Below are 18,993 nucleotides of genomic sequence, written 5' to 3' on the forward strand. Positions count from 1 at the left end.
ACAACCCCACAAAGGCACCCTAGGCGCACCGCTTAGTGCGCAACTTCCCGACCGCGAGGCCCGGAAAATCAACCATCGCACCCTCAAAACGCCCAAAACGACGACCATGTGGCACGAACCAGGTCAGGACGCCGGCGAGGTCGTGACGATGCGGGTCCACGGTCCCGCGGGCACGTCGGCGTCGTCGACGAAGCGCCACGAGACGCGGTCCACGTCGCCGTCCAGATCGGCGAAGCCGAGGCATCCGTTCAGCGCGGGGGAGACGTCCATCCCCGCGCCGCCGTAGCGCGCGTTGAGCGGCCGCCGGTCGTCGGTGCCGAAGACGTACTCGGCGTCGTCGTACTCGCCGGGCCCGGCATCCTCGATCTGGCCGAAGCAGGTGCGCGAGCCCTTCCGGAGCTCGACCCAGCGGTTCTTCATGAGGCTCGCGTTGCCGTCACGCAGCATCGACGAGTACGGCGCACGGCTCGCCCACGGGATGACCGCGCCCCGCCGCGCGTGGGCGGCGCGATCGTTGAGGTCGTCGAAGGGCAGGTCGAGGTAGAACGGGTTCTGCCGGGGGGTCATGCTCGTCGGGAAGTAGTCGTGCGCGGCCGTGCGCTTCTCGGTCGAGCAGGTGCCGCCGACAACGACGCCGTCGCAGCCGCCGTACGCGGTCATCCAGTGCGAGTCGTAGGTGGAGTAGACCTGCGTGCCGTCGTCGGCATCCGGGTCGAACACCTCGCCGACCCAGAACGTCGTCGACACGATCTCGTGGTGCCAGGGGTAGGTCGAGCCCGCGCTCGGGCGTGCGGACGAACGCGTGGGAGTCGGTCGGTGCGACGGGGTGGCCCGGGGGCTGGGCGTCGTCCGCGGGGTGGCCCGGTGGGTGGGCGTCGTCGACGGCCGCGAGGTCGACGACGGTGAAGACGACGGCGGCGGAGAGGTCGGAGTCGTGGTGGGCTCGACCGGCGCCTGCGTGCCCGGCGGCCCGGTCGGCGTGGGCACCGGCACGACGACGGTGGAGGTGGCCGGGGGCGTGGGCTCCGGCGCGGACTCGCCGGCGCAGCCGCCGAGCAGCAGGGGGATCGCGATCGCGGCCGCGGCCAGCCGCACCGGGCGGGCGCCGCGCTCGGGGGCGCTCATCCGTTCCCCGGTCCCGCGTCGACCATGGCGTAGTCGTCGGTCGTGAGCCGGCCGTCGGAGAACAGGTTGAGGCCGAAGCTGAGGGCCTCCGTGTCCTTCGGCACCCGGGGTGTCGTCCAGATCGCGGTGGTGTACTCGTCGGCCGCGTCGAACCACGGACTCGACGTCCAGTACGACCAGACGCCCTGCCCGTCGCGCCGGTACACGGCGAACTGCGTGACGGCCGTGGAGCGGTACCAGGCGCTCAGCGCATAGCGGTGACCGGATGCTGCGGGCGGCGAGCAGGAGCCCTGGTCGAGGGCGGGCAGCAGCTTCGCATCGCCCGAGCCGTATGCGGTGAGCAGCAGCCGCGCGGCGGTCGCACCGCCGTGCGGCTCGGCGTCGTAGTCGACCGCGGCGTCGTTCGCGCCGTACTCGCCGAGGCTCCAGCACACCGGCACGCCGTCGGCGCCGCGCTCCTCGAGTCCCGGGTTCGACACGAGGTTGCCGTCGCGCACCGCGGACTCGCCGCCGCCCGAGATCACCGGGCGCAGGGGACCGCCGAGCACCTGCTGCACGGTCGCGACCACGGTCGTCGTGCGCTCCCGGGTGCGCTGGACGAGCCAGTCCGCGAACCGGTCGAACAGGGCGGGCGTGATCGCGAGGGGGTCGCATCCGTCGTCGCACACGCGGTGGAAGGTCAGCTGCACCCAGCCGCCCGCCGCCTCGGCCTGGGTGACCACGGACGTCAGGTCGTCGAGAGTCCAGGTCGCGTCGACCTGGGTCGGGGCGCGGGTGAGCATCGGGTCGGGCGGCGGCACGACCTCGGCCCGCGCGCAGGTGGCGCAGCCGAACCGGGTGCGGATGTCGCCGAGACCGCGCGCGCTGGTGTACCCGCACTCCGCGGCGATCTTCTCGACCGCGGGCGAGGTGCTCGCGAACGGATACGCGAGGCTGCGCACGTCGAAGCCCCAGCGCGAGAGCGTCACGCGGTCGTTGCAGAGCTGGAGGCGCGCCTCGACCGGGTCGATCGCGGCGAGGTCGGGATGCGAGACCGTGTGACCGCCGATCTCGTCCCCGAAGCCGACGAGGTCGTGCAGCCGTGCCAGCGGCATGAACCCCTCCGAGCCGACGAAGCCCGAGTTCACGAAGAACGTGCCGACGAGCCCGCGCTCGTGCAGGGCGCGGGCGGCTCCCCACTGGTCGGCGTGCCCGTCGTCGAAGGTCAGCGACACCGCGGTCGTCGGCGGCACGTGACCGAGTGTCGGCAGGTTCACCACGGCGCTGATCACGAGCAGGGCCGCAACGCCCAGGGACAGCCCGACGGGTCGCGACGCCGGCATGACATCACTCGACCGTCACGGACTTGGCGAGGTTGCGCGGCTTGTCGACGTCGCGTCCCAGCACGAGCGCGAGCTCGCGGGCGAGCACCTGCAGCGGGATGACGCTCTCGAGCGGACCGCACGCGCGGAAGCCGCCCGCGACCGGCGCCGCGAGGCTCAGCCCCAGCGCGGGCACGGATGCGCCGGGGCCGCCGATCGTGATGACGCGGCCGCCGCGCGCCTCGACCTCGGCGATGTTGCCCGCGAGCCGCGGATCGCCGTCGTCGATGACGATGACGGGGGTGCCGTCCTCGATGAGTGCGAGCGGCCCGTGCTTGAGCTCGCCGGCGGGGTAGTGCTCCGCCCAGCGATAGGTGAGCTCCTTGAGCTTGAGCGCGCCCTCCGCCGCGTAGACCACTCCGGAGCCGCGGCCGAGGAAGAGGAAACCGGTCGCCTCGGCGAGCTCCGCGGCGAGCGGGGGCACCGCGTGCTTCGAGATCGCGAGCGACTGCGCGAGCAGGTCCGGCATCCGTCGCAGGTCGTCGACGACGGCCGAGGCCCGCTCGGCGTCGATGCGGCCGGTCGCCCGCAGGGCGGAGACCGCGAGCAGCACACCGGTGAGCACCTGGGCGACGAACGTCTTCGACGCCGCGACGCCGACCTCGTGGCCCGCGGCGCACGCCATCACCGCCGCTGCCCGGCGGGCGAGCGTCGAGTGCGGGTTGTTGGTGATCGCGAGCAGCGCGGCGTCGCGCAGGGCGGTCGAGTCGAGAGCGCGCAGGATGTCGGCGGTCTCGCCGGACTGGCTCATCGCGATGACGAGCGTACGCGGTTCCACGACGAGCTCGGACGCCTCGCTCGCGATGACCGTCGTGACCGGCACGCTGCCGAACCGGCGGAACGCTGCGCCGACCACGCCGCCCGCGTTGAGCGAGGTGCCGCAGCCGAGGACCGCGACCCGGTCGAAGGGTGGCAGCGCCTGGTCGGCCCAGAGTGTGCCGCTCACGGCGTCGAGCGCGAGGGCGTCGATGATGCTCGCCGACATCTCGGGCTGCTCGTCGATCTCCTTCTGCATGTGATCGTGGTGATCGCCGAGGCCGCTCGATCGCGCAAGCCGGGGGATGCGCAGCCGAGCCGGCTCGTCCGACGACCAGGTCACGGGATCACCGAGCTCCACGACGTCGCCGTCGCCGAGCACCTGGTAGTCGTCGACCCAGCGGTCGATCGCGCTCGCGTCGCTCGCGAAGTAGGAACCGCGCGCCGACGAGGCCACGAGCAGCGGGGCGTGGAACGCCGTGCCGACGACGCGGGATGTCGCCGACTCGAGCACCACCACGGCCCAGCTGCCCCGCAGCCGTGCCGCGGTCGACGCGACCGCGGCCGCGAGGTCATCGCCGGATGCCTGGGCGGCCTCGACGAGGTGGGCGATGACCTCGCTGTCCACCTCCGACGCGAACACGTGGCCGGCGCTCTCGAGCTCGGCGCGCAGCTGCGTGGCGTTCTCGATGATGCCGTTGTGCACGACCTGCAGGCGGCCGGTGCAGTCGGCGTGCGGGTGGGCGTTGTCGTCGCGGACGCCGCCGTGCGTGGCCCAGCGGGTGTGGCCGATGCCGACGCCGGTGAGATCGAGGCGGGCCTCGCGGCGCACCCGTTCGGCGAGCGTCGCGACCCGGCCGGTGGTGCGCAGCCGCATCGTGCCGCCGTCCCGCGTGCGCACGGCGACGCCGGCCGAGTCGTAGCCCCGGTACTCGAGGGTCGCGAGGGCCTGCAGCAGGAAGGAGGCCGCGGCGCCGCGGGTGCGGCAGGCGACGATGCCGCACATCAGACGATCACCGTCGTCGAGGCGTGCGGGCGCGCCTGCTGCATCGTCCAATCCGAGCGGTCGACGGTGGACTGGAGGCTCTCCGCGACACCCCGCACGATCTCGTCGATCGAGGTTCGCGGCGCGAACCCGACGAGGTCGTGCGCCCGGGTGTTGTCGGGCACGCGGCGGCGCATGTCCTCGTAGCCGTCGCCGTACGCCGTGTCGTAGGGCACGAGCTGGATCTCGCTCGAGCTGCCCGTGACGCGGATGATCGCGCGCGCGAGATCGAGGATCGAGATCTCGTGGGCGCCGCCGAGGTTGAGCGCCTGTCCGCGGGTCGCGTCGTTGTCGATCACGCCGATGAGCGCCGGCACGATGTCGTGCACCGACGAGAAGCACCGGGTCTGCTCGCCCGTGCCGAAGACGGTCAGCGGGTCGCCGCGGAGCGCCTGGCCCACGAGGTTCGGCACGACCATGCCGTACCGGCCCTTCTGCCGCGGGCCGACCGTGTTGAACAGGCGAACGATCGACACGGCGAGGCCGAACTGGCTCCAGTACGCGTGCGCGAACGCCTCGTCGATGCCCTTCGCGGAGGCGTAGCTCCACCGCGACTTGAGTGTCGAACCGAGCACCCGGTCCGAGTCCTCGTGCAGGCGATCGGCCTCGTTCTTGCCGTAGATCTCGCTCGTCGAGGCGAGCAGCAGCGTCGCGCCGGTCTCCTCGCACACCATGAGCACGTTCTCGGTGCCGTGGATGTTGGTGCGCAGGCTCGCGAGCGGGTCGTCGATGATGAGCTTGACGCCGACGGCGGCCGCGAGGTGGAAGACGCGATCGCATCCGCTCACCACGCCGTGCACGACGGTCGGGTCGAGGATCGTGCCGACCACGAGCTGGAACCGCGGATGGTCGCGCACCGCGGCGAGGTTGCTCACGCTCCCGGTGCTCAGGTCGTCGAGCACGGTGACGTCGTCGCCGCGGGCGAGCAGCTCCTCGACGAGGTGGCTGCCGATGAAGCCGGCGCCGCCGGTGACGAGGCTCTTCACGACGCGACCGCCGTCCGGGGATAGGTGATGTCGAGGAGGGTCTCGGCGCGAAGCCAGGACAGGTCGGCGTTGCTGTGGCGAGTGTGCAGGATGACGAGGTCCGCGTCGAACTCGGGCGGCGCATCCGTCGCGGTGACGATCGTGCCGTCGCGCAGGGCGACCCGGTCGAAGTGTGCGTCGACGAATCCCACCTGGGCACCCTCCTCGGCGAGGGTGCCCAGGATCTCCAGCGCAGGGGATTCGCGGAGGTCGGCGACGTCGGGCTTGTACGACACCCCGACGACGAGGATGCGAGCGGATGCCACCGGCAGCCCGCGCTCGGAGAGCAGGCGGCGTGCGCGGTCGACGATCCGGCCGGGACGGTGCGAGATCTCGGCCATCGAGTGCTCGATGACCGGGGCGCTGATGCGGTCGCGGCGCAGCTGCCAGAGCAGGTAGTGCGGATCGCACGGGATGCAGTGGCCGCCGACGCCGGGTCCGGGCCGGAACGGCATGAAGCCGTACGGCTTCGTGGCTGCGGCGTCGATGACGTCGCTCACGTTGATGTCGAGGTGCTCGCAGATGTCGGCGAACTCGTTCGCCAGGGCGATGTTGACCGCGCGAAACGTGTTCTCGAGCAGTTTCGTCATCTCGGCGGCGGCGAGCGAGCCGACGTGGTGCACGGAGGTCGCGTAGCGGCGCAGCAGGCGGTCGGCCTCCTCGGCGCACTCGGGCGTAGCGGCGCCCATCACGCGCGGCACGTCCTCCTGGTCGAAGGCGGCGTTGCCGGGGTCGATGCGCTCGGCGCTGAACGCGACGAAGACATCGCGGCCGGCGACGAGGCCGCGGGCGGCGAGCGGTCGAACGAGCAGATCCTCGGTCGTGCCGACGTACGTCGTCGACGTGAGCATGAGCACCTGGCCGGGCACCGCGTTCTCGACGACGGTCGCGCAGGCGCTCGCCAGCATCCGCAGGTCGGGGCTGAGGTAGTCGTCGACCGGGGTGGGCACGCACACCACGACGGCGGCCGCCGAGGCGAGCCGGCCGAGGTCCGCCGTGATCTCGAGCGTCCCGTCGTCGCTTGCGAGCGCGGTCGCGAGCCGGTGCTGATCGCGGTCGAGCAGGTCGGCGGCGCCGCTGCGGATGGCGTCGATGCGCCGCTCGCTCACGTCGACGCCGAGCACGCGGGAGCCGGCGGCGTGGTACGCGATGGCGGTGGGGAGCCCGACGTATCCGAGCCCGACGATCGCCACGTCGTAGTCGAACGCGGGACGCGATCTCGGTCGGGGCACGGCGGCCAGGGCGGTGCGGAGGGCCGGGCTCTCGGGGGGCGCGGTCTGGGTGAGGACGTTCATCGTCGGCTTCCTCTTCGGGTGGGGGGTCGATACGCCCCTCACCATGACTCAGCCTCACGGATCGGGGCGAGCCCCGGACGGCGATCGTGCGGGAATGCGGGCGTGGTGTGCGGGCCGACCGCAGGATCCGCACAAGAGTGCGGGACGGACGGCATCGCGCGAGCGCGCGCGGCGCCTACCGTGAACCGCGGGACCGCGGGACCGCGGGACCGCGTGAGGAAGGAGCACCATGTCCGATCCGTGGGTGCTCGTCGCCCTGCTGTCGGCGCTCGCCGTGGTCGGCGTCGGCACCCTGGTCTGGGGCACCGCGGGCCTTGCGCGCAGCACCGCGCGGCTGCTCCGCCGCCGGCCGCCCGCAACCGACCCAGCACTGACCGTCGACGATGTGGCGGTGCTCATCGCCGCGCACAACGAGGCGCTCGTGCTGCAGGGCACGATCGACTCCGCGCGCCGGCACGTGCGCGCGGACCAGGTGTTCGTGGTCTCCGACGGCTCGACGGATGCCACGGTCGCGATCGCGCGCGCCGCGGGCGTGAACGTGCTCGCGCTCGATCCGAACCGGGGCAAGGCCGGCGCGATCGCGGCGGCCGTCGAGCGATTCGGGCTCGAGCGCCGGTTCGCGGTCGTGCTGCTGCTCGACGCCGACACCGTGCTCTCGGACGACTATTTCGCGACGGGCCTGCCCCTGTTCGCCGCGCCCGACGTGGTGGCCGTCGCGGGGCGCGCGTCGACGCGGCACGCCCGCGGCGCGGGCGGCGTCGTCGCGGCGGTGCTCACCGCGTACCGTCAGCGCGTCTATCTCGTGATGCAGTGGGCGATGAAGTACGGCCAGGCCGCGCGAGCGGCGAACGCCGTGTCCATCGTGCCCGGCTTCGCGAGCATGTACCGCTCGCACGTGCTCGCCACCGTCGACATCGCGGCGCCCGGCCTCACCATCGAGGACTACAACGTCACGTTCGAGATCCACGCCCGCGAGCTCGGGCGCATCGCGTTCCATCCGCGAGCGGCCGTGGCGTACACGCAGGACCCGGCGACGCTGCGCGACTACGCGAAGCAGGTGGCGCGCTGGTCGCTCGGCTTCTGGCAGACGGTGCGCCGGCATCCGTGGCGGCCGCGCGTGTTCTGGGTCGCGCTCTGGGCGCACATCGTCGAGCTCGTGATCGCCGCGGTCGCCGTGCTGCTCGTGCTGCCGCTCGCCGCGCTCAGCCTCGTGGCGAGCGCGATCGTCGCGATCGCCGGACCGGTGGATGCCGCAGCGGCCGATGCGGTCGCCGCGGCCCTGCCGCCGGGCGCCCTCGTGGTCGGGGTGCTCGCGCCCGATCTCGTGCTCACGCTATGGCTCGCCGTCGCGATGCGCCGGCCCGTCGTGCTGCTGTTCGGACTCGTCTTCCCGTTCATCCGGATGCTCGACGCGGCGATGTGCCTGCGGGCCGTCGCGCGCGCGTTCCGGCGCGGCGCGACCGGGGTCTGGGTCAGCCCGGTGCGCCGCGCCGCCGGCTCTCAGTAGCTCTCGTCGCCCTCCCCGTCGGCGGGCAGCAGGGCGAGCAGGTGCGAGCGCGAGCGCGCGTCGAGCTTGCGGTAGATCTGGGTGATCCGCACCTCGACCGTGCGGAGCGACACGAACAGCGCCGCCGCGATGTCCTTGTTCCGCACGCCGCGCCGGATCAGCCGGAGCACCGCGAGCTCGTTCTCGGTGAGGGTCGCGAGCAGCGGATCGGGACCGGTGCGGTGCGACCGGGCTCCGTGCAGCGCGGTGCGGGCGACCGCCGCCCACGCGAACGCGGAGGACTCGTCGAACAGCCGTTCCGCGGCGGCGCGGTGCTCCTCGGCGGTGCGCCGCCCCGCGCGCGCGAGCACGCGCGCGGCCGCGAGGTGGAGCTCGGCCACCTCCACGGTCGGCGTCGAGCGCCGGACCGTGCGGAAGGCGGCGTCGACCGCGCCCTCCACGCCGTCGTCGTCGATGAGGAAGAGGCGCGCACGCAGCAGTGCGAGATCTCCCCACCGCGACGGGAATGCGGCGTGGGCGCGTTCGAAGTCGGCGAGCGCCGTGCGGGCGCGGCGCGCATCGCCCGTCATCGACAGCGCCTCGACGTGGTCGGGTGCGAACCGGAGCACGGCGGGCCGCGCCCACGGCACGACCGCGTGCGCCCGGTCGAGTCGCACGATCGCCTCGCCGAGGTCCCCGCTCATGAGCGACGATCGCGCACGGAGCGACCAGGCTCGCGCCCGCGCCGAGGGCAGGCCGCTGAACCGGGCGAGCTCGTCCGCCTGTTCGACGAGGTCGCGCACCGCATCCGGGCCGCCCGTAGCGAGTCCGATGGAGGCGGCGGTCAGCAGCGGGCGCAGCGTGCCGCGCGCGCCGTCGGCCAGGAGCTCGTCGGCGAGCGGAGCGGCGTCGGCGAATGCACCGGCGCGGTACTCGTTGAGCGCCGCGAGCTCGAGGTGCCACCGGCGCCACGGCGAGGCCGGGTCCGTGGCGTTCAGCCGCATCGAGAGCGCGGTGAGCGCGCGCCGCCCGGCGTCGTACTCCTCGGCGTACATCATCGCGCACGCGCACATGAGCAGCGCCGGAGCGCTCATCGCCGCCATCGTCTCCGGCGAGGGCGGACGGCTGACCGCGGCGGGGACGACCTCGCGGGGCAGTGCGTCGACGCCTCGTACGAAGCGGATGATCCAGGTGCTCATGCCGGTCTCGCTCGGCACCCGATCGCGCATGAGCAGGCGGGCGCCGAGCACCCGGGCCTGGGCGCCGAGCGTGTCGAGGTCGGCCGCGAGGACGGCCGCGACGACGAGCAGCAGGCGGCCGCACTGGTCGGGGTGCGTCGTCCGGTAGCGGCTGACGTACACGTCCACCTCGCCCGTCGCCGGTCGTCGGGTGAGCACCGCGTCCGCGACGAACTCGAGAGCCACGGCGCTCAGCAGGTGCGCCGGATCCTCGGCGATCGTGCGCGCCATGGTCGCGTAGCGCAGCACGACGGCGAACGCGCCCTGTCGCGCGAGCTCGCCGGACACGGCGAGCAGCCCCGGCACCAGTCGGTCGCGGTCCCGGCTCGTGAGCACCGCCCGCTCCACGATCTCGACGAGCGCGGGGATGCACGACGTCTCCGCGAGCGCGACGGCGAGCGCGAGCGCGAGCTCGAGCAGCTCGGCGTCGTGGGCGCCCTCGGGGTCGCCGAGCGCGTCGTGCCAGGCGGCCAGCCCGAGCGGCAGCGGCCGTTCCCGCTCCGCGGCGGCGGTGTGCATCCACCGCCGCTCGGTCGCGTCCATGCTCCAGTACACGGTGGCGCGCAGCGCCGGATCGCAGATCCGGAGGAACGGTCCGAGGCGCTCGATGACGCGGTCGCTCATCAGCTGATCGACCGCGTCGCGCTCGGAGTCCGCGAGCGGCCCGAACGCGCCGGCCGCCGTGAGGGGCGCGATCGACAGCCGACGCAGCATCCGCACCCGGGTGTCGTCGAGCGCGAGGCGACCGGTGTCGACGTGCGGGGGCAGGCTCATCGCGGCCGCGCCGACCAGCTGGTCGGGGGAGAGCTGCTCGAGCGCGCGGCGCATCACGCCCGGCCATCCACCGGACTGGGACCGCACGATCCACAGGGTGCCGGGGTGGGTGTCCGGCTCCGCGAGGCTCAGGAGCAGCTGCTCGGCCTCGGTGGGGTCGAGCGGCTCGAGCCGGAGCACGCGGGCGCCCTCGAACCGCGATCGCTCGAGCGGGGCGAGGACCGTGGCGACGACGGCCAGCCCCGTGCCGGTGAGACGGGTCGACATGCACGCCAGGATCTCCTGCGTGAGGTCGTCGAGCTGATCGAGGTCGTCGATGAGCACGAGGGTCGGATCGACGTGCGCGCCGCGCAGCATCCGGATGAGGTCGACGGCCGCCGACATGACCGCGTCGGGCCCGCTTCCGATGACCGCGAACCGTCCGGCGAACTCGGCGAGCCGGGCGTGACCGAGCGCGTTGATGAGCGCGGACAGTCCGGACAGCGGCAGCTGCTTCTCGGCCGGGTGGGCGGTGACCGTGACCCGGCGTCGGGAGCGCGGGTCGATCACGTCGCGGAGGAACGTGGTGCGCCCGGACAGCGACGGCCCGGCGGCGAACGTGAAGGACTCGGCTTCCGCGGCGAGCACGGCGGCGAGGGCGTCCCGCGCCGCGGCTCTGCTGGGGATCACGATGCACGCTCCGCGAGCGGACATCCCCTCCGTGGAGTCGAGCGCGACGGAACGGTGATGGAGAGCATTCGGGTTACCTCACAGTGATCGACTTGGCGCCGACGGGAGTGCGAGGCATCGATGACCCGCACTCCCCGCCGGCGCCGGCCAGGGACGTCGCGTGCCGCCCCGGTCCGGGTGTGGGGGGCGGAACGGCCGGCGCGGGGTCTGGGCGGCAGCCGGTTGCATGAGTGTGCATCGTAATTCGAAGCCGTGCAATTACTCGGCGTCTACCCAGGAAGGGTGCCGCCGCACTCGATCGCAGCTCCGTCGCGGGCCGTTCGGCACCTTCGGGGCGGGGGCCGAACGTCGGGGTGATCGCCGACGGGATCGAGTGCGGCGACGGGGGTCACCCCGTGACGCGCAGCGTCTTCGCTGCGCTGGTCGACGTGGTGACGTGGACCGACGAGGAGATGCGCGCACGGAGCGCGTACTTCCCCGTCGAGGTGAATCGGGGCAGCCGGATGGAGATCACCCCCTTCTTGGCGGCGGAGAGCTTCGCGGACGCGATGCGGTGTCCGTTGGCGAGAATCGTGATGGTGCCGGTGGGCTTGGCGGCCGTCTTCGGCACGCTCACGTGCACGGTCGCCTTCACGACGCTCCGGCGGACCACGGCGTGCTTCTTCGACGCGGAGATCGTCACCTTCGCCTTGGCCCGGGTGACCTTGAGCACGTGCGTGGTCGACGACGCGGCCTTCACCGCGGTGCTGCCGAGGTATCGGGCGACCACGCGATGACCGCCGACCGCGAGCTTCGCGGACAGCGCGACGGATGCGGAGCCCGCGACGAGCGTCTTGGTTCCCACCGTGCGCCCGTCGACCGTGATCGAGACCTTCCCCGTGGGCACGACACCGGCCGCGCGAACGGTGACCCGAGCGGACGCGGAGTGTCCGTAGGCGGTCGATCGGGGCGAGAGCGTGAGCCCGACGGTTGCCGTGGCCGCGGGCGGTGCCGAGGTGGGCTGGTCGGTCGGGGTGTCGGTGGGCGTGCTCGTCGGCGTGCCGGTCGGCGTGTCGGTGGGCGTGCCGGTCGGTGTGTCCGTCGGCGTGTCGGTGGGTGTGTCGGTCGGGGTATCGGTGGGTGTGTCCGTCGGGGTGTCGGTCGGGGTATCGGTGGGCGTGTCGGTCGGCGGCAGCGCGGGCACCGCGAGCGTTGCGACCGCCGACGTGTTGCCGGCGACGTCGACGCTGCGGAACTCGAGCGACCGGGCGGCGTCCCCTGCGGGCACGGCGCCCGAGTAGCTCGCCCATGCGCCGCCGGCGTCACGCCACTCGATCGCCGCCACACCCGAGCCGGCGTCCGCCGCCGTCGCGCTGATCACGCGGGACGCGCTCAGCGCGGGCGTCACGGTCGGCGCGGTGGTGTCGACGCTGAGCGTGAGCGTGCGCGTCTCCTCGACGTGGCTGGCATCCGTGCTCGAGCGGTAGGAGAGCGTGGAGAGCCCGGCGGGCGCGGTGATCGGCGCGGTGTAGGTCGTCCAGGTCGTGCCGTCGTAGGAGTACTCGCTCGAGCCGTCGAGCGGCGCGGTGATCGCGAGCGCGATCGTCGGCGCCGTGCGGTACCAGCCGTTCGTGCCATCCGGCGTGCCCGGCGTCGTGGTGACCGTGGTCACCGGCAGCTGCGACGCCTCCCACAGCGCGGCGTCGTCGACGATGACCGTGCCGACGGCGGCGACGTTGAGACCGAACGAGATCGCGGTCGCACCCTCGGGAACGGGGGGAGTGGTGAACTGGGCGCGGGCGTACGTGTCCGTGGCGGGGTAGGGGCTGACGCCCGAGGCGCTCGACACCCAGTAATCCCAGCCGCCGGCGGGATTGCGCAGGTAGACCTCGAACGTGGTCGGGAGCGTAGAGGTGTACCACTCGCTCATCGTGTAGGAGCTGCCGGGCGTCACCGCCGGCGCGCACGACCCGAGATCGAGCGTGGGCAGGTACTTCGCATCGCCGCCCGCGTAGGCCGTCACCGTGACCTTCCCCGCCCGGATGCCGGAGTGGGCGGTCGAGACGAGGCTGAACTCGGGCGAGTTGTCGCCGTATCCGCCCTGCTGCCAGCACTCGGCCACACCGCTCGGGGTGAGCGTCTCGAAGCCGGGATTGCGCACCGTCGTGCCGGCGCTGCTCGGCGGCGCGGCGACCGCGGGCTTGACAACACCGCCGACGACGTCGCCGACCGTCTTCACGGTCGTGCCGGTGGCGGCGCGGGCCTGCAGCCAGTCGAGGAACTGGTCGAAGACGGCGGACGGGACGGACAGCTCGCCGCACACGCTGCCGCAGATGTTGTGGAAGGTGTACTGCACCCAGCCGCCACCGTGCGACTCGGCGTTCGTCACCGCGGTCTGGAAGTCGGCGAGCGTCCAGGTGCTGTCGACCTGGTCGAGTGCCTTCGTCTCGAAGGCGCTCTCCGGGGGGATCGACTCGGCGTAGTCGCAGTCGTCGCATCCGAACCGGGAACGGATGTCGCCGAGGTTGCGCGCGCTGTTGTAGCCGCAGTCGGCGACGAGCTGCTGCAGGTCGGCGTTGGTCTCGGCGAACGGGTAGGCGAAGCTGCGCACCGCGTGGCCCCAGGAGAGCAGCGTCGACCGGTCGAGGCAGATCTGGCGCTGCGCCTCGTCGAGGGGCAGCGACGGGAGCGACGGATGTCCGACCGTGTGCCCGCCGATCTCGTTGCCGGCCGCCTCCAGTGCGGTCAGCTGCGCCTGGGTGAAGAACCCGGGCTGACCGATGGTGCCGGAGTTGACGAAGAAGGTGCCGGCCATGCCGTGCGCGGCGAGCGACGTGGCGGCCGTGCTCTGATCGGCGTTGCCGTCGTCGAAGGTGAGGCTCACGACCGTCGCGGCGGCCGCGTGGGCGGTCTCGACGGCCACGAGGCTCGAGGTCAGACCGACGGCCGCCCCGAGCACGATCGCGAGGATCCTGCGTCTCAGGGCCGGTCGCGTCGGTGGCGGTGTGGGGTGGGAGCGTGAAGAGAGCACGGCGGGTCCTCGGATTCGATTCGGGTGCGATGCCGGTCGGCGGCTCTTACGATCGACCGGCGGCGACGCCGGGTCAACGAATCCTCGATAACAGTGCGGGGCCGCGAGTGGAATCTGCGGGAACCCGCACGACCGCAGTGCGGGGTGCGGAGACGACGAAGGGCCCCGCCGAAGCGGGGCCCTTCGTCGGGGGAGGAGGGTCCGGTCAGGCCTCGGGCGTCTCCACGTCCGCCTGGTCCAGCTCGTCGTCGATCCAGAGGTCGTCGTCGGCGCGCAGCGTCTGCCAGGCGGCGTACGCGATGCCCGCGACGACGACCACGCCGAGTCCGATCAGGATGTACTTGCCCGGGCCCGAGGACGTCGGCTTCACGACACCGGCGCGTGCCGCGAGCTCCGCGGCGCGCTTGCCGGCCGGGCTCTTCAGCGCCGTCGCGCGAGCGGCCGACGCCTTCTTCGACGCCTTCTTGATGGCCTTCTTGACCTCGGGCTTGCTCGCGATGTCGAGCGACGCGAGTGCCGACCCGATGACGGCGCCGACCTGGGGGAGCACGTCGTCGACGATCGCCGAGCGCGTGGTGTGCGCCGCGTTGAGCGCGGCGGCCGCGCCGCGATCGACTGCGGGGTGAACGCGGGTCTCGTAGGCGTCGCGGATGCGCGGAGCCACCTCCTCGCGGGTGAGGTGCGCGGCCTGCTGCCCGGCCTCGCGGACGACGCTGCCGGCCTGGCCGAGCACCTCGCGCTGCTCCTTGAGCAGCACGCCGGCGTCCTTGCGGAGCTGCGCGAGCTCCTTCTTGCGCTTGCGGGACAGGGGCATGCGGAACCTCCAGCATCGGGGAGATGATCGGGACACCATAGTGGCACGGCGGCTCCGCGCGTCGAGGAGCCTGCCAGGGCGTGCCCAGGATGCGCGCGGCGCTCATGCAAGAATCGTCGTCATGCCTGCACACACCGCCGTCGCGACGATCGTCACCTCCCTCGGCACCATCAAGGTCGACCTGCTCGGCAATCACGCCCCGAAGACGGTCGCCAACTTCGTGGGCCTCGCGACCGGCGAGAAGGACTGGACGCACCCGGCGACGGGCGCGACGCAGAGCGGCGTGCCGCTCTACGACGGCGTGATCTTCCACCGCATCATCAAGGACTTCATGCTGCAGGGCGGCGACCCGCTCGGGCAGGGCATCGGCGGACCGGGTTACGAGTTCGACGACGAGATCCACCCCGAGCTGAGCTTCCAGGAGCCCTACGTGCTCGCCATGGCGAACGCCGGCAAGCGTCTCGGCCGCGGCACGAACGGCTCGCAGTTCTTCATCACGACCGTGCCGACCCCCTGGCTGCAGGGCAAGCACACGATCTTCGGCTTCGTCACCGACGAGGAGTCGAAGAAGGTCGTCGACGCGATCGAGGCGGTGCCGACCGACGGCCGGGACAAGCCGCTCGACGATGTCGTCATCCAGAGCATCACCGTCGACGAGGTCTGACCCTGAGCGCGTCCGCACCGCAGTACGGCGAGCGCAGCAGCGACGTCTGCTACCGGCATCCGGACCGGCAGAGCTTCGTGCTCTGCCAGCGCTGCGGACGCACCATCTGCCCCGAGTGCCAGATCCCGGCCGCGGTCGGCGTGCACTGCCCGGAGTGCGTGCGCGAGCAGCGCGCGGCCTACGACCACGCGCAGCGCTCCCGGCCCGGCTCCGGCGCGGGCTCCCGGATGCTGCGCCGCGTCCGCGGGGCGGCGAGCGCCGGTCGTCCCGTCGTCACCTACGCGATCATCGCCGTGTGCGTGCTGGCCTGGCTGTTCGAGATCGCGCCGGGCATCGGTCCCTACGTGCAGCTGTACGGGCTGTACCAGCCGCGGTTCACGGACCAGCTGCCGTGGACGATGCTCACGAGCGTCTTCCTGCACTTCTCCTGGCTGCACATCGGGCTCAACATGCTCTCGCTGTTCTTCATCGGGCCGGCGCTCGAGCAGATGCTCGGCCGCTGGCGCTATCTCGCCGTGTTCCTCATCGCGGGCTTCGGCGGATCGGTCGCCGTGCTGCTGCTCGCGCCGGGGGCGGCGGTCGCGGGGGCGTCCGGTGCGATCTTCGGGCTCATGGGCGCCTACTTCATCATCGCGCGGCACCTCGGCGGCAACGGCGTGCAGATCCTCGTCGTCGTCGGACTCAACCTCGCGATCGGGCTTGTCATCGGGTCGGTGTCGTGGCAGGCGCACGTCGGCGGGCTCATCGCCGGAGCAGCCGCGGCACTCGTGCTGGTGAACACCCGGTCGCGCACGCGGCGCGGCACGCAGATCGCCGGGCTCGCCGGGATCGTGACGGCGCTGATCGCGATCAGCGCCGTCGGATACGCCGCGCTCTACTGAGGCCCCCGCTCGCCCGCCCGGGCGAGGGGTTATCCACACCCGATTGCACAGGTGGATAGTTACACCGGTGTGATTACCGCCAGCGCGTCGTCATCAGGAAGCCGATGAACATGATCCCGAAGCCGATGGCGATGTTCCAGTTCGACAGGCTCGGGATCGGCAGCGTCTGGCTGCTGACGTAGTACACGATGATCCAGGCGAGCCCGACGATCATGAAGCCGAACATGATCGGCTTGAACCAGACCGGATTCGGGGAGCTCTCGCGCGACTCCGGCGGCGCGACGGACTTCTCGGTGTTGCGGGCCATGGCCAGCATCCTAGCGGGGCGCGGCCGGGAAGCCGGGCGCGGCGGGGGTCGCCCCTCTCGTACTATGGGTGTTCCGGCCGCAACCGGCGGGCCGAGCCAGGAGGACACCGAGCCATGACGCGTGTGCTCGTCGTCGACAACTACGACTCCTTCGTCTACACCCTGGACGGCTATCTCCAGCAGCTCGGTGCGGAGACCAGGGTGGTGCGCAACGACTCGTTCCCGGTCGAGGACGTTCCCGCGGTGATCGCCGGGTACGACGCCGTGCTGCTCTCGCCCGGACCGGGCGCGCCCGCGGATGCCGGCGTCTCGATCCCCATCGTGCACGCCGCGATCGCCACCGGTCAGCCGTTGCTCGGCGTCTGCCTCGGACACCAGGCGATCGGCGAGGCGCTCGGCGCCACGGTCACCCACGCCGAGGAGCTCATGCACGGCAAGACCTCGCTCGTCGAGCACGACGGCAGCGCCTTCTACGACGGGGTGCCGCATCCGTTCACCGCGACGCGGTACCACTCGCTCGCGATCGTCGACACGACGGTGCCCGACGACCTCGTCGTGACCTCGCGCACCGCGGGGGGCGTCATCATGGGCGTGCGGCACGTGACGCGGCCCGTGTTCGGCGTGCAGTTCCACCCGGAGTCGGTGCTCACCGAGGGCGGTTACCGGATGCTCGGCAACTGGCTCGCGGTCGCAGGCCTGCCCGAGGCGGCCGAGACCGCGAAGGGGCTCACGCCGCTCGTGCGGCTCTGAGCTCAGCCCGCGGGGGCGGGCGGCGCGCTCGGCGCCGGGGCACCCGCGCACCACGTGAGCGTGATCTTCGCGTGCTGCTTCTGCACCCCGGTGAGCGACTGCTTCGTGACCGTCGTGCCCGAGCAGGTGTAGTCGGGCACCTGGTCGACGTCGAGCTGGTACTGCGCCCCGCTGAGCAGGGCTGCGGCCTCGGTGATCGGCCGGCCGGTGACGTCCTCGATGTCGATCTCGCCGTCGGAGACGATGAGCGTGACGGTCGCACCGTCCTCCGCCTGCGATCCCCCCTCCGGGGTCGAGCCCCGGACGACGTTCGCCTTGATGTTCGGCGAATGGGTCGTCGTGACGTCGTCGCTCACCTGGAAGCCGGCGGCCTCGAGCTTCGCCGTGGCGTCCTCGAGGGACAGGTTGATGATGCTCGGCACGGTCACCTGCAGCTTGCCGGTCGACACGTGCACCTCGACGACCTCGCCGCTCTCGACCGTGACCTTCGCGGCGGGCGTCGTGGACACCACGAAGCCCGCGTCGACAGTGGCGCTCGGTTCGCTCACCTGCCGCACCTGCAGCCCGTGGTCGTCGAGCTGCGCGGACGCGTCCTCGAACGACTCGCCGACGACGTCCGGCACGGCGATCGAGTTGTTCGGCACGAAGCTCGTCGTGCTGAACGTGAGGGCCCAGTAGAGCACTGCGATGACCACGACCGCGACGACGGCGATGCCCCCCCAGATCCAGGCCACCGGCGGGCGCGACTGGCTCGCCCGCGAGCCCGTGCGCGTGCGATCGTCGACCGTGAGCTGGCGCATCGTCGCCTCGGCACCCGCGGTGCGGGCCGGATCGACGCCGAACAGGGTCTGGTGGAAGTCCGCGGCGGGGACCGGTCGCTTGATGACGGTCGTGCCCTGGTCGGCGGCGGTGAGCTGGGCGCGGAACTCGGCGGCCGTCTGGAAGCGCTCGAACCGGTCCTTCGCGATCGCCCGCAGCACGACCGCGTCGAGCGCCGGGGACACCCGCGGGTTGATCACGCTGGGGCGAACGGCCTGCTGGTTCACGTGCTGGTAGGCGACGGCGACGGGGTTCTCGCCGACGAACGGCGCACGCCCGGTGAGCATCTCGAACAGCACGATGCCCGTGGAGTAGAGGTCGGTGCGGGCGTCGATGGCCTCGCCGCGCGCCTGCTCCGGCGAGAAGTACTGCGCCGTGCCGACGACCGTGCTCGTCTCGGCGAGGGTCGGGCTCGACTCCGAGACCGCTCGCGCGATGCCGAAGTCCACGACCTTCACCTGACCCGTGCTCGTGATCATCACGTTGCCCGGCTTCACGTCACGGTGCACGAGGCCCGCACGGTGCGAGTACTCGAGGGCGACGAGCACCTGCTCGATGATCCCGACGGCCTGGTGGGGATCCATCGGGCCGCCCGCGATGAGGTCGCTCAGCAGCTTGCCGTCGACGTACTCCATGACGATGAACGGCACCTGCGTCTCACGACCGGTGATCGCATCCCGCACCGTCTCCTCGCCCGCGTCGAAGATGCGCACGATCGACGCGTGCGCCATCTTCGCGGCGTCCTGCGCTTCGCGGCGGAACCGGCTGCGGAACGCCGGATCGGCGGCGAGGCTCGCTTTCAGGAGCTTGATGGCGACGCGGCGGCCGAGGCGCTCATCCGTTCCGGCGTACACGTCGGCCATGCCGCCGCGTCCGATGAGGTCGCCGACCTGGTAGCGCCCGGCGAGCACCGTCACGCCCTGCGCTACGCCGTCAACCACTGGTGATCCGTCTCCCGCCGTTCCGGCCGCCAG

General features: G+C 72.2%; 14 protein-coding genes. 4 read left to right on the plus strand and 10 right to left on the minus strand.

Features of this window, described 5'->3' with window-relative positions:
* Positions 1-123: 123 nt before the first annotated feature.
* The 5 genes from QT381_RS09630 to QT381_RS09650 are packed head-to-tail and all read right to left on the minus strand — an operon-like array spanning position 124 to position 6,607.
* On the minus strand, positions 124-1,125 hold the full coding sequence (locus tag QT381_RS09630; RefSeq protein WP_289248714.1) for a hypothetical protein: 1,002 nt from the start codon (positions 1,123-1,125) through the stop codon (positions 124-126).
* Positions 1,122-2,447, minus strand: a complete 1,326-nt coding sequence (locus QT381_RS09635) for a polysaccharide deacetylase family protein (protein ID WP_289248715.1) — start codon at positions 2,445-2,447, stop codon at positions 1,122-1,124. Before QT381_RS09635 ends, QT381_RS09630 begins: the two co-directional genes overlap by 4 nt.
* Positions 2,448-2,451: 4 nt before the next feature.
* On the minus strand, positions 2,452-4,248 hold the full coding sequence (gene glmS, locus QT381_RS09640; RefSeq protein ID WP_289248717.1) for a glutamine--fructose-6-phosphate transaminase (isomerizing): 1,797 nt from the start codon (positions 4,246-4,248) through the stop codon (positions 2,452-2,454).
* Complete coding sequence (locus QT381_RS09645; protein WP_289248719.1) at positions 4,248-5,273, minus strand: GDP-mannose 4,6-dehydratase; 1,026 nt, start codon at positions 5,271-5,273, stop codon at positions 4,248-4,250. The genes glmS and QT381_RS09645 overlap by 1 nt, the downstream gene beginning before the upstream one ends.
* A complete protein-coding gene (locus tag QT381_RS09650) occupies positions 5,270-6,607 on the minus strand; it encodes a nucleotide sugar dehydrogenase (protein ID WP_289248721.1) in 1,338 nt (445 codons plus the stop codon). The genes QT381_RS09645 and QT381_RS09650 overlap by 4 nt, the downstream gene beginning before the upstream one ends.
* 229 nt (positions 6,608-6,836) lie before the next feature.
* Here QT381_RS09650 and QT381_RS09655 point away from each other — a divergent pair, with 229 nt between their 5' ends.
* Entirely contained in the window at positions 6,837-8,114 is a 1,278-nt protein-coding gene (locus QT381_RS09655) for a glycosyltransferase family 2 protein (protein ID WP_289248722.1), read from the plus strand.
* Here the strand turns inward: QT381_RS09655 and QT381_RS09660 are convergent.
* The 3 genes from QT381_RS09660 to QT381_RS09670 form a co-directional block, all read right to left on the minus strand.
* Entirely contained in the window at positions 8,108-10,774 is a 2,667-nt protein-coding gene (locus QT381_RS09660; protein ID WP_289248724.1) for a helix-turn-helix transcriptional regulator, read from the minus strand. The genes QT381_RS09655 and QT381_RS09660 overlap by 7 nt on opposite strands.
* Positions 10,775-11,162: 388 nt before the next feature.
* Positions 11,163-13,712, minus strand: a complete 2,550-nt coding sequence (locus QT381_RS09665; RefSeq protein ID WP_289248725.1) for a polysaccharide deacetylase family protein — start codon at positions 13,710-13,712, stop codon at positions 11,163-11,165.
* A 277-nt stretch (positions 13,713-13,989) separates the two neighbouring features.
* The gene (locus tag QT381_RS09670; protein ID WP_289248726.1) at positions 13,990-14,598 is read right to left on the minus strand and encodes a hypothetical protein; all 609 of its coding nucleotides are present in this window, start codon (positions 14,596-14,598) and stop codon (positions 13,990-13,992) included.
* Positions 14,599-14,719: 121 nt separating this feature from the next.
* Between QT381_RS09670 and QT381_RS09675 the strand changes: the two genes are divergently transcribed.
* Both QT381_RS09675 and QT381_RS09680 read left to right on the plus strand, forming a co-directional pair.
* Positions 14,720-15,262 (plus strand): peptidylprolyl isomerase, encoded by a 543-nt coding sequence (locus QT381_RS09675; RefSeq protein WP_289248727.1) that lies wholly within the window; start codon positions 14,720-14,722, stop codon positions 15,260-15,262.
* A 77-nt stretch (positions 15,263-15,339) separates the two neighbouring features.
* On the plus strand, positions 15,340-16,143 hold the full coding sequence (locus QT381_RS09680; protein ID WP_289248728.1) for a rhomboid family intramembrane serine protease: 804 nt from the start codon (positions 15,340-15,342) through the stop codon (positions 16,141-16,143).
* Positions 16,144-16,216: 73 nt separating this feature from the next.
* Here the strand turns inward: QT381_RS09680 and QT381_RS09685 are convergent, their stop codons facing one another.
* A complete protein-coding gene (locus QT381_RS09685; protein WP_502877501.1) occupies positions 16,217-16,450 on the minus strand; it encodes a cell division protein CrgA in 234 nt (77 codons plus the stop codon).
* A 114-nt stretch (positions 16,451-16,564) separates the two neighbouring features.
* Here QT381_RS09685 and QT381_RS09690 point away from each other — a divergent pair, with 114 nt between their 5' ends.
* Positions 16,565-17,200 (plus strand): anthranilate synthase component II, encoded by a 636-nt coding sequence (locus QT381_RS09690; RefSeq protein ID WP_289248730.1) that lies wholly within the window; start codon positions 16,565-16,567, stop codon positions 17,198-17,200.
* Positions 17,201-17,202: 2 nt separating this feature from the next.
* On the opposite strand, the gene pknB is transcribed toward QT381_RS09690, so the two are convergent.
* A complete protein-coding gene (gene pknB / locus QT381_RS09695; protein ID WP_289248731.1) occupies positions 17,203-18,960 on the minus strand; it encodes a Stk1 family PASTA domain-containing Ser/Thr kinase in 1,758 nt (585 codons plus the stop codon).
* Between the last annotated feature and the right edge of the window lie 33 nt (positions 18,961-18,993).

Origin of the sequence: Galbitalea sp. SE-J8 (assembly GCF_030345695.1) — a bacterium.
GTDB lineage: Bacteria > Actinomycetota > Actinomycetes > Actinomycetales > Microbacteriaceae > JAUASV01.